We start from the raw sequence: 12473 nt of genomic DNA, 5'->3' as shown, positions 1-12473 counted from the left end.
GGCACTATAAAGTACTATAGGAACTTTTTTGTTCCTATCTAAAGGAGAAATAGTATGAAACAAAAAAAATATAATATATCAGTGGAAGCTACATTGGAGGTCATTGGCGGCAAGTGGAAATGCGTCATATTGTGTCACTTAACCCACGGAAAAAAGCGGACAAGTGAATTAAAGCGGCTTATGCCTGATATAACTCAAAAAATGTTAACGCAGCAACTTAGAGAGTTAGAGAGTGATGGCGTTATTAATAGAATCGTCTATAACCAAGTCCCTCCAAAAGTAGAATATGAATTGAGCGAGTATGGTACAAGTCTTGAAAGTATACTCAGTGCCCTTTGTTCATGGGGAGAAGAACATATTACAAAAGTATACGGAGATAAATTTTCCGTTTTAGAAGATAGCATCTTGAATGATAGCTTAAAATAAAAGACTATGTAAAAGTAGAAAGACCAATTTAAAATTCAAAGAAAAAAATGAGCCGGAGTGTTTCTCCAGGCTCATTTTTTGATGTCTATTTTTTACTAGTCGAGCAGAACGGAATCTCTAGACTAAGCTGAATTGAGTTTCTCTCCAGCGACAGGAATCTCCCAGACCTAGGATCAACTGCACACGCACCTTGGAAGAGATACTGCCTTGGTACTTTTACGCAGTCTATTTGAGTACTTACATTTTATATTTTCTCGTACCATAAATAAAAAACGAGATCCTATGTCAATAGGACCTCGTTTTATCACATGTTCATTTTCGAAACTTTTTTCCCATCAAAAGTATACAATACCTGTTTTTCATCTACTACTGTTTCCATATGAATTGTTCGCCCCCATAATTGATGAATATATGGCAGAACGTTTTCTAAATAATGTGGATCGAGTTCCGTCCCTTCAAATCCATGACGTAAATACAACTCTCCTAGCCTCATATAGTCCCCATTTTCTACTACGATATATGGAAAGCTTCCATTCACTCGCATGGAGACAAGCTGATCACGTACATTTTCATAATCCTTATCCGTTATTTCATAGTTCCCATTCTTTTTTTCAAATAAATATAAATCTTCCTGCTTCACTAAATCCTTCGTTAAGTAATTTCGGATAAAAGATATGTCCGATTCTATTTCTCTTACTTCAAACATTTTCTCCCTACCCGAATTAACTTTAATTCCTAAATCTTTCATTTCTGCTGTTGGATTATTATATCTATTTTCTATATCTTCAAAAATTTTCACACCTAAATAATATGGGTTAATGCCGGTTTTGGAAGGTTGCACTACATTTGCATTTAACTTTGCGAACTCTATTGTTTCATCGCTCGTTAAATCCATTTCTCTTAATATCCGTTGATGCCAATAGGAAGCCCAACCTTCGTTCATAATCTTTGTTTCTAGTTGCGGCCAGAAGTAGAGCATTTCCTCCCGCATCATCGTTAATATATCTCGTTGCCAATCTTCTAACTCACTGCTATATTCCTCAATAAACAATAGCAAGTCTTTTTCAGGTTTCGGAGGGAACTTTTTACGATACGGAAGTACCAATTTTGATTTATCTTCTCTATGATCCAACTTCCACAAATCATCATATTCTGTTTTTCGTATGACATCGACTTCTTCTTCATCCTCATAAACTGGCAATTTAGGTCTCATAATAGAAGGGTCAATATGTTCCTGAATTGCTAATACCGCATCTAAAAAACTTTCTACTTCATCTTTTCCATACAGTCTCTCATACTCTGCAATACGTTCTGCAGTTGCCGTCATGCTCTCTACCATGTCTCTTCGTGTATTAGAAAAACGTACATTATGTTTAAAAAAGTCACAGTGAGCAAGTACATGTGCAATGATGAGCTTATTTTGTATGAGGCTATTTGTGTCCAATAAGAACGCATAGCAAGGATCTGAATTAATGACTAACTCATAAATTTGGCTAAGCCCAAAATCATATTGCATTTTCATCTTATGAAATTGTTTACCAAAACTCCAATGGGCAAAACGTGTGGGCATGCCGTACGCGCCGAATGTATAAATAATATCTGCTGGGCAAATCTCATATCTCATTGGATACGTATCAAGGCCAAATGCAGTGGCAATTTCGGTAATTTCCGCAATAGCATGTTGTAGTTTTTTCTCCATTACTTGGCTCCCTTTTGAAAAATATGCTTCAGCGCTTCGTAAACATCTTGATTTTCCTTCAACACATAGTATCTAAACTTAGGACTTTCAATCTTTTTATAGGTGTTCATTAACGTAGAATATCTGCTATGCGCATTTACTTCGCCATAGCCAAAGATACTAGAAACCTCCATCAGTTCATTCACTAGTTCAATGCATCTCATATTATCACTTGTCATATTCTCTCCATCAGAAAAATGGACAGGGTAAATATTATATTTAGATGGACTATACTTCTCTTTAATAAGCTCTAGTGCCTTCATATAAGCAGAAGAGCAAATTGTCCCTCCGCTTTCTCCTTTAGAAAAAAATGCTTCCTCTGTTACAACCTTTGCTTCTGTATGATGGGCAATAAATTCAATTTCCACTGTTTCATATTGGGAGCGTAAAAACCTTGTCATCCAGAAAAAAAAGCTTCTAGCACAATACTTTTCAAAGTTACCCATCGATCCACTTGTATCCATCATTGCTAATACAACTGCTTTCGACTCAGGTTTTACTACTTCATCCCAAGTTTTAAAACGCAAGTCATCTTGATGAATAGGCATTATTTCTGCCTTCCCTTTCATTGCATTTCGCTTAATAGCAGATATAATCGTTCGCTTTTTGTCTATATTGCCCATTAGGCCTTTTTTTCGTATATCGTTAAATGTAATATGTTCTGTTGTTATTTCTGTCTGTTCCTTTTGTTCTAAATTAGGTAGCTCCATTTGGTTGAAAAGTTCCTTCTCTATTTCTGCAATGGATATCTCTGCTTCATAATAGTCTTGACCTGCCTGGTCACCAGCCTGTTTTCCTTGACCTGCTTTTCCCTCTTCATCACCTGAACCTTTAGCAACTACGTCTCCTACTTGGCTTTTCCCATCTCCTTGCCCCACATGCTTCGATGAATCATAGTTATAGCGGATTTTATATTCATCTAGTGAGCGAATCGGAATTTTGATGACTTCTCGTCCATTAGACATGATGATATTTTCTTCACTGATCAGATCAGGCAAATTGTTTTGAATTGCTTCCTTCACTTTCTCCATATGGCGTTGTTGGTCTTGGTGTCCTTTTCGATGTAAAGACCAGTTTTCCTGAGAGACGACAAATTGTTTAGTTTCTTTGTTCTCCATTTTTCTCAACACCTACCTATTTTTTATCATATGCCCGTTTGTCATTCTTATTGCAGATGAATTTGAAAAATGTAGGGGTTGATAGTATAAAAGATAAGAAAAAAGACATTCACATACCGAAAGACCGGTGATGGAATAGACTTTTTCAAAAGAAAATTTTGAAGAATAGAAGCTATCCATTAAAACTGCTGATTTCCGTTTCAGGTTGAGAACAAAGGCTAAGTGCGCCACCTCGTGTGGCAACGCCTTCGTGACCAACATCCTGTTGGCCTCCGCGGGGTGAGCGATGGGCTAGCACCGTCTCTAACGCGTCGTTGTGATATCTCATCTGTCTCACTCATCCCACCGGAGTCGCTACCTTTCACTTCAATCAATATAACGTGTAGTTTTAAATTATATGATTTAGCAGAGCGTATCGCTTAGATGATAAGAGTAGTCAAGGTTAATAATGTGATAAAACCATCTGTTAAATTTGGAAGGCTATTATGTAATGAAGAATGAAGAAAATAAATTCTATTTTATCTAGTGGAAAAAAAGAGAAATATTAAGTGTTAACTAAATAAAGAAGTGAGCTAGCTCACGAAATTGCATATTCGTGCGCTTCTTCTTTAAATAGGAAGGGGACTTTTTCTCTAGTTATCCAAAAATGCACTGTCCTGTTTCTAAGAGTTGTAGCAGGGCGACGGATAGACAAACGCCACAAGGTTACCGAAAAATTGGGATGCTGGCTGGTTGTGACGGACATCACAACCAGCCAGCATCCCTAAAAATTCACTCGGTAATCGTATAGCAAATCGTCTATCCAAAGTCCTTCGAAAACGATAGATACAGGTTTTGACCAATCATTTAGCTATACTATTGGTCCTTCACCTATGCCTATCGATTAAGCAAACTACCAACATATTTCAATAGCTCATTAGCTGAATTGGAATTGTATCCATGTTCATCTATTAATCTTGCCACTACTTCATTTACTTTCTTTAGATGGGCTTCATCTGGTGTTTTTGATGAAGTAGTAATTTTTACGACATCCTTTAAATCCGCAAATAATTTCTTTTGGATAGCTTCACGTAGTCGCTCGTGCGAATTATATTCAAAACGCTTCCCTTTTCTTGCGTATGCCGATAATCGGATAAGGATTTCTTCACGGAATGCTTTTTTCGCATTTTCGGAAATGCCGATTTGTTCCTCAATGGAGCGCATCAGCTTCTCATCCGGGTTCATCTCTTCTCCTGTCAATGGATCTCTCATTTTGTTTTTATTGCAAAATGCTTCTACGTTATCTAAATAATTATTCATCAGTGTAATGGCAGACTCTTCATACGAGTACACAAATGCTTTCTGTACTTCTTTCTTAGCAATTTCATCGTATTCTTTTCGAGCAATCGCTATATAATTCATATATTTTTCTTTGTCTTCATCAGAGATCGATGCATGTTGATCAAGCCCCTCTTTTAAAGAACGCAACACATCTAGCGCATTAATCGATGGAATTTCTTTTCGTATTATGGCAGATGAAATACGGTTGATCACGTACCGTGGATCAATACCGTTCATCCCTTCATTTTGCGATTCTTTCTTCAATTCTTCCACATCAATGTCGTTAAATCCTTCCACATTTTCCCCATCATATAGACGCATTTTTTTGACTATATCTATTCCTGTCTTTTTCGGAATCTCCAGTCTCGTCAGTATAGAAAAAATTGCTGCTGCTCTTAATGCATGTGGAGCAATATGAACATGTGTCATATCGCTTTCTCTAATCATCTTTTCATATATGCGCTCTTCCTGGCTGACCTTTAGGTTATAAGGAATCGGCATGACAATAATTCTTGAATGCAATGCTTCATTCTTTTTATTGGCTATAAATGAACGGTACTCCGTTTCATTCGTATGGGCTACGATCAATTCATCTGCACTGATTAACGCAAAACGTCCTGCCTTAAAATTTCCTTCTTGTGTTAATGATAATAAGTGCCATAGAAATTTTTCGTCCAATTTGAGCATTTCTTGAAATTCCATCATTCCACGGTTCGCCTTATTCAACTCTCCGTCAAAGCGGTATGCACGAGGATCTGATTCTGAGCCATATTCTGCTATTGTTGAAAAATCAATCGATCCCGTTAAATCCGCTATATCTTGAGATTTAGGATCGGAAGGAGTGAACGTACCAATTCCTACTCGTTTATCCTCAGAGAAGAAAATGCGCTCCACCAGGACATCTTCTACACGCCCGCCGTACTCACTTTCGAGCCTCATGGAGTTTAATGGTGACAAACTACCTTCAATACGTATTCCATATTCATCAAAAAAGTCTTTTCGTAAATGCTGCGGGATTAAATGCAATGGATCCTCATGCATTGGACAGCCTTTTATAGCGTAAACCGCACCTTCATCAGTACGAGAGTATTGTTCAAATCCTCTTTTTAGAAGCGTTACAATAGTAGATTTCCCACCACTTACTGGACCCATTAATAATAAAATTCGTTTTCTAACATCTAGTCTTTTGGCAGCGGGATGAAAGTATTCTTCTACTAATCGCTCTAGTGAATCTTCTACTCCAAATATTTCATTTCCAAAAAAATTGAATTCTTTTTTGTTATCTAGTTCCGTTACACCTGCATTTTTAATCATGCTATAAACTCGTGCATGCGCCGTTTGGGCAACCTCTGGACGTTCCTTCACAATCGCTAAAAATTCTTTAAACGTACCTTCCCACTTGAGCTGGTTCTCTTCTTCTCGATAATTTCTTACCTTGTTTAAAATGTCCATGTTTCCCTCCATTCATGGGAGTTATTTATACATAGTATGAAGTTTTAGAAATTATGATACCTTTTTCTTTACACGAATAAAGCATCTCTTTGAAAATCAAGAGATGCTTTGTTCATTGTTTTACGATATGCTCACCGTTAGAATAGCGATTAAAATTATTATTCTTTTATTTTCCTTTTCTTAATAATCCCAAAAACTGCAACTGCAATAATTGTTACAAGTATTAACACTGGTAAGTTACCTACTATAAATACGATTATTCCTGAGCCTATTGATAACAGTGCATTGGTACTTGTTATAAATTGTTTTTTCGTTTTTTCCCATGTGTTCAGATCTTTGTTTTCTATTTCTGGAATGATGACTCGATTTTCAAACATAGTTAGTTCGATAGTGGAAAAAGATGTTTGGTTCTCCAAATATTTTATTTTCCCTGCTAATACCTCTATTTCTTCTTGGACCTTTGCAAGGTCGCTAGAAATTTTTAGTAAATCCTCTGTTTTTTCTGCATCTTTCATAAATGCTAGTAAACGTTCTTCCACTGCACGTTTCGATTTCACGCGAGAACTTAGATCTACATATTGCTCAGTTACATCCTGACCAGTGACGTTTTTTTCTAAAACTTTAGATGCCTCTAATTCCGCTTCAGACAAAAACGTTTCAAAATGCTTCTCTGGAATTCGCACTATCATTTTCCCTGAACTTGTTTCATCAGATTCCAAATACACGTTGGACTCTACAATATAGCCTCCATAATCCTTCACCCTTTGCTCCATATTATGCTGAGCCTTCTTTAAATCCTTTACATTCGTGCTAATTCTAGCCTGATGAATAATCATTCTAGTGCTAGGTGCCGCAGTTTCTTCAGCTACACTTTCCTGTTCCCTCTCCGCATCAACACTTTGCTCTTCTTTAGTTTCAAATTCTGCCGAATCCGATGCTCTATCTTCTGTACTCATTTTAGCTAACTCTTCATCGCTACTACTACAGGCTGTTAATATAACGAAAAGACTTATGGTAACCAACAATAACCAAGCTTTTTTCAATATAATTACCCCCTTATATATGTCTGAATAATCAGACGAATTATGTATAAAAGAGTTTCATACCAACTTCTCGATACACTAGCACACTAGTAAAGTACCCCGTTAGCAGAGGAGAAATTTTCATTTTTTTCACGAAACCCCTTAAATAGTTTAAATATTTAGATAGAATAGGAGTAAGAATTGAGGAGGTATTTAAATGGGTACAGCAAACGATAAGGTAATTCGTTATAGAGGAACCAAGTTGAATACGAAAGGTTGGCTGCAAGAAGCAGCTCTTCGCATGCTTATGAACAATTTAGATGCAGAGGTAGCAGAGCATCCTGATGACTTAGTTGTTTATGGTGGGATCGGAAAGGCAGCTCGGAATTGGGAAGCTTTTGACGCAATAGTTCACTCGTTAAAGGAATTAGAAAATGATGAAACTTTGCTTGTCCAGTCTGGGAAACCAGTAGCGGTTTTTAAATCTCACATGGATGCACCACGTGTATTAATAGCCAACTCCAACTTAGTGCCAGCATACGCTACATGGGAGCATTTCCATGAGCTCGATAAAAAAGGGTTAATGATGTATGGACAGATGACTGCCGGCAGTTGGATTTATATTGGTTCTCAAGGAATCGTACAAGGGACTTACGAAACGTTTGCTGAACTTGCTAAACAACATTTTAATGGAACGTTAAAAAATACGATTACACTTACAGCTGGGTTAGGCGGTATGGGTGCTGCACAGCCATTAGCAGTTACGATGAATGGTGGCGTATGCATTGCAATAGAAGTAGATGAAACAAGAATAGATAGACGTATTGAAACTCATTACACAGATTTGAAAGCGCATACATTAGACGAGGCTATTCAGTTAGCGGAAGAAGCAAAAATGGCTGGGAAACCTCTTTCTATAGGGTTGGTTGGAAATGCAGCCGATATTTTACCTGAACTGATAGCTCGTGGTTTTACACCAGATATTTTGACTGATCAAACTTCAGCTCATGATCCTTTAAATGGCTACATCCCTTCTCAAACTTCTCTAGAGGAAGCAAGGGATTTACGCCAGAATAATCCTAACGAATATATAAGCCTCTCCAAAACTTCTATGACTACGCATGTACGTGCAATGGTCGAGTTAATGGATAAAGGTGCAGTTACATTCGATTATGGAAATAACATACGACAAGTAGCGAAGGATGAAGGCTTTGATCGGGCTTTTTGCTTCCCAGGATTTGTTCCTGCATACATCCGACCACAGTTTTGTGAAGGCAAAGGCCCATTTAGATGGGTCGCATTATCTGGGGATCCTGAAGACATATATAAAACAGACGAAGTAATCTTACGTGAGTTTAGCTATAATACTCACTTATGCAATTGGATTAAAATGGCGCGTGAAAAAATTCAATTCCAAGGCTTACCTTCTCGTATATGTTGGTTAGGCTACGGCGAACGCGCTCGCTTCGGTAAAATCATCAATGATATGGTCGCTTCTGGTGAATTAAGTTCACCAATTGTAATAGGAAGAGATCATCTAGATTCAGGATCTGTTGCCTCCCCAAATCGTGAAACTGAAGCGATGAAAGATGGATCAGATGCAGTTGCCGACTGGCCAATACTAAATGCGATGATCAATGCAGTCGGTGGAGCAACATGGGTTTCCGTGCATCATGGAGGTGGTGTTGGAATGGGGTATTCCATTCATGCTGGTATGGTCATAGTTGCCGACGGAACAAAGGAAGCGGAAGCAAGATTAGAACGTGTACTCACTTCAGATCCAGGTATGGGTATAGTTCGTCATTTTGACGCTGGCTATGAGCTTGCAGAAAAAACAGCTCGTGCTAAAGACATCCATATTCCAATGATGAAAAAGGAGGACTAAAACAAATGAGTAAAGCAGTTTGGATAAAACACGCCTCTCAATTAGTTACTCTGGCTAGTGAACATAGAGGTCCAAGAACCAAAGAGGCTATGAGTGAGCTCTCCATCATTGAGGATGGAAGTATATGGTTGGAAAATGAAATAATTCAAGCTATTGGCACAACAGATGAGCTTCAAATAAAATACGCAAATCGAATAGATTCAGCAGAAATTATTGATGCATCCGGAAAGCTTGTCACACCTGGGCTCGTTGATCCACATACACATGTCGTTTATGGAGGAAGTCGTGAGCGGGAGTTTGAGTTGCGTTTAGAAGGCGCAACGTATATGGACATTATGAATGCTGGTGGAGGTATTCATGCGACTAGCCGCATGACTAGAGAAGCAACGGAAGAAGAGATTTTTGTACAAACAGTGAAAAGATTAGACTCCTTTTTAGCTCATGGCGTTACTTCTATAGAAGGAAAAAGTGGTTATGGATTGAATCTAGAGACAGAGATAAAACAACTTCGTGTTATGCGCAGATTACAACAAGAACACCCTATAGATATTGTTCCCACTTTTATGGGAGCGCATGCTGTCCCTTCTGACTTTAAAGGAAAGGAAGACCAATATGTCGACTTAGTTGTCAATGAAATGCTCCCTAGAGTAGCCCATGACAAACTTGCTAAATTTAATGATGTCTTCTGTGAAGTAGGTGTCTTTACCCCGGAGCAATCAAAACGAATTTTAGAGGCGGGGAAAACTCTTGGGTTAACCCCTAAGATTCATGCAGATGAGATTGAATCATATGGTGGAGCCGAACTTGCAGCTGAGGTGGGTGCTATTTCAGCAGAGCACTTATTGAAAGTATCGGATATGGGAATTGCTGCAATGGCTAAAAAAGGAGTTATCGCCTGTCTATTGCCTGCAACAGCATTATATTTACGAGAGACTGCTGCAAGGGGCCGAGAAATGATTGATGCTGGCGTACCTGTAGCGATTTCAACAGACTGCAATCCAGGATCATCTCCTACCACGTCCATGCCCCTTGTAATGAACTTAGCTTGCATTTCGATGCGGCTTACTCCTGCAGAGAGCTTGTGTGCAGCCACCTATAATGCGGCCTGCGCTATAGCAATAGAAGATAAAGTTGGCTCGTTAGAAGTAGGAAAACAAGCCGACATTGTGCTCTGGAACGTGTCAAATTATCAGCAATTACAGTATTTATTTGGGGTAAATCATGTAAATAGTGTTTGGAAAAAAGGAGTGAAAGTGGTCGGTTAAGGATGACACAAATTCAACTTGGAAAGAACGTGATGAGTCTTGATTAACTTAAAAGGAAATGGTCTTACTCTAGAACATATGAGAGCAATTTTATATCAAAATGAACAAATTATAATAGATAATAGTGCAAAAGAAAATGTTGTGAAAAGCCGAAAAGTTGTTGAACGGATTGTAGAAACTGGCCAAACTGTATATGGCATAAACACCGGTTTTGGTAAATTTAGTGATGTAAGTATAAACCATTCTGATGTTCATGCCCTGCAACTTCATCTTATTCGTTCTCATGCGTGTGGAATGGGAGAACCATTTGAAGAAATAGTTTCACGCGCAATGGTAGTACTTCGCTTAAATGCATTACTAAAAGGCTTTTCAGGTATTCGTTTAGAAGTATTAGAACGACTAGCATACATGGTTAACTATCAAATACATCCTGTAATTCCTCAACAAGGTTCACTTGGGGCATCTGGTGATTTAGCTCCCCTTTCGCACCTAGCACTTGTTTTAATAGGAGAAGGCTTTGTCTGGGATGGTAACAATCATATCCCCTCTCATCTAGTTTGGGAAAAGCATGGTTTATCACCCATTGTACTAGAAGCTAAAGAAGGTCTTGCGTTGATCAATGGAACGCAAGCAATGACTGCCCAGGGCGTTATCAATTGGTTAGAATCGGAAACACTTGCCTATCAGAGCGAATGGATTGCTGCTATAACAATGGAAGCTTTATACGGCATTACAGATGCTTTTCACCCAGATATCCATGAAGCGCGAGGTTATCCAGAACAGGTGGAAGTTGCTAAAAGAATGCTCCAGTGGCTCAAAGGCAGCCAACTTGTAACTAAACAAGGAGAAAAACGTGTGCAAGATGCTTACTCCATAAGATGTATACCTCAAATTCATGGAGCTAGCTGGCAGGTCCTTGCTTATGTAAAAGAAAAACTTGAAATAGAAATGAACGCAGCTACTGATAACCCGTTAATCCTAGAGGATGGAGAAGTAATTATTTCCGGAGGGAACTTCCACGGCCAACCTATTGCATTTGCCATGGATTTCTTAAAAGTAGCAATGGCTGAACTTGCAAATGTATCTGAACGTAGAATCGAACGCTTAGTAAATCCCTATTTAAACGAAGGACTACCACCTTTTTTAAGTCCAGAACCTGGATTACAATCTGGGGCCATGATTTTGCAATATGCAGCAGCAAGTCTCGTTTCTGAAAACAAAACCCTGGCTCATCCTGCCTCCGTCGATTCTATTCCCTCTTCCGCAAATCAGGAAGATCATGTAAGTATGGGAACTATTGGGGCAAGACACGCTCATCAAATTATCCAGAATTGCCGTAGGGTCATAGCAATTGAGGCAATTTGTGCGGCACAAGGAGTGGAATATAGAGGAAATATGCTCATGTCCCCTGCTTTACAAAACAAATGGCAATCAATACGTAGTATTGTTCCCTCCATTATAGAAGATCGTATTTTTAGTGTGGACATAGAAACAATGCATATGTATTTAAAAAAGGAAACTTCTCGTGCGTTTACTACCTCTTCTTAACACGAAGAGGTAGTTTTTTTTATAAAATGCAAAAACATCTCTTATAAAATGTTTATAACAGAATACTTTTGGGGTAAGTACTTATTAATAAACAAATAATCAGAAAATGGAGGAATTTAACATGACTGAACAATCTATAGCAGGACAAAAATGGTGGAAGATAGGTGCAGCAGCATTCCTATCTGTTGGTTTATTAGCTGGATGTGGTGATGGAGATAATGAATCCGATGTAGATGACAATATGGAAGAAGATGTAGAACAAGAATTAGAAGAGGAAGATAAAGACGGAGAGTAAATATTATTAGGAAAAATCATGACCCCCACAATTATTGTGGGGGCCATGACCTTTTTATTTACACGGACAAGTTCCTTTCCCATTTAGTTTGTTACATTTTTTACACTTTTTATTGGATATCCTATTCACTTCCTTTTATTGATTTACACCAAAATATGTATCTGTTGGATTGTCCTATTACACCTATTATTCGACATCAGTTAGAAAAAGTGACTGTGGATAAAGTTATGCACAACCAATAGGTTGTTATAACAACAATTTTGACATTAATTTGTTAGTAACTCACAACTTATCCACTGTAAGATGTGGATAAAGTTTCAGTAATCAATATTTTTGCCTCTTTTATATACTAACGGTACCCGCACTTGGATTTATTTTGACAAAACATAAAAAAATTCGATTTT

At 38.1% G+C, this 12473-nt stretch carries 9 protein-coding genes; 5 read left to right on the top strand and 4 right to left on the bottom strand.

Translation table 11 applies throughout. From position 1 onward, the window contains the following. Window positions 1–54: 54 nt before the first annotated feature. The gene (locus tag MHI47_RS02210) at window positions 55–426 is read left to right on the top strand and encodes a winged helix-turn-helix transcriptional regulator (protein WP_340761339.1); all 372 of its coding nucleotides are present in this window, start codon (window positions 55–57) and stop codon (window positions 424–426) included. A 304-nt stretch (window positions 427–730) separates the two neighbouring features. Here the strand turns inward: MHI47_RS02210 and MHI47_RS02205 are convergent, their stop codons facing one another. The 4 genes from MHI47_RS02205 to MHI47_RS02190 form a co-directional block, all read right to left on the bottom strand. Next, entirely contained in the window at window positions 731–2125 is a 1395-nt protein-coding gene (locus tag MHI47_RS02205) for a SpoVR family protein (RefSeq protein ID WP_340761338.1), read from the bottom strand. Then, window positions 2125–3282 carry a sporulation protein YhbH gene (gene yhbH / locus MHI47_RS02200; RefSeq protein ID WP_340829284.1) on the bottom strand — a complete coding sequence of 386 codons (1158 nt, stop codon included), beginning with the start codon at window positions 3280–3282 and terminating at the stop codon, window positions 2125–2127. Before yhbH ends, MHI47_RS02205 begins: the two co-directional genes overlap by 1 nt. A gap of 876 nt (window positions 3283–4158) precedes the next feature. After that, window positions 4159–6054 carry a PrkA family serine protein kinase gene (locus MHI47_RS02195; RefSeq protein WP_093536100.1) on the bottom strand — a complete coding sequence of 632 codons (1896 nt, stop codon included), beginning with the start codon at window positions 6052–6054 and terminating at the stop codon, window positions 4159–4161. A gap of 158 nt (window positions 6055–6212) precedes the next feature. Then, window positions 6213–7097: a DUF4349 domain-containing protein gene (locus MHI47_RS02190; protein WP_340829282.1), complete on the bottom strand. Its 885-nt coding sequence runs from the start codon at window positions 7095–7097 to the stop codon at window positions 6213–6215. A 196-nt stretch (window positions 7098–7293) separates the two neighbouring features. Between MHI47_RS02190 and hutU the strand changes: the two genes are divergently transcribed. The 4 genes from hutU to MHI47_RS02170 all read left to right on the top strand — a co-directional run bounded on the left by hutU (window position 7294) and on the right by MHI47_RS02170 (window position 12069). Continuing rightward, complete coding sequence (gene hutU, locus MHI47_RS02185; RefSeq protein WP_340829281.1) at window positions 7294–8961, top strand: urocanate hydratase; 1668 nt, start codon at window positions 7294–7296, stop codon at window positions 8959–8961. A gap of 5 nt (window positions 8962–8966) precedes the next feature. Then, a complete protein-coding gene (gene hutI / locus MHI47_RS02180; RefSeq protein WP_340829279.1) occupies window positions 8967–10226 on the top strand; it encodes an imidazolonepropionase in 1260 nt (419 codons plus the stop codon). Between the two features lie 39 nt (window positions 10227–10265). Then, a complete protein-coding gene (gene hutH, locus MHI47_RS02175; RefSeq protein WP_340829277.1) occupies window positions 10266–11774 on the top strand; it encodes a histidine ammonia-lyase in 1509 nt (502 codons plus the stop codon). A gap of 121 nt (window positions 11775–11895) precedes the next feature. After that, window positions 11896–12069 (top strand): hypothetical protein, encoded by a 174-nt coding sequence (locus MHI47_RS02170; RefSeq protein ID WP_175496213.1) that lies wholly within the window; start codon window positions 11896–11898, stop codon window positions 12067–12069. The last annotated feature ends 404 nt before the right edge of the window (window positions 12070–12473 follow it).

This window comes from Psychrobacillus sp. FSL H8-0487 (genome assembly GCF_038008385.1).
Lineage (GTDB): Bacteria > Bacillota > Bacilli > Bacillales_A > Planococcaceae > Psychrobacillus > Psychrobacillus psychrotolerans.
Note: the sequence above shows the minus strand (reverse complement) of the source record. Positions and strands in the feature narration are given on the sequence as shown.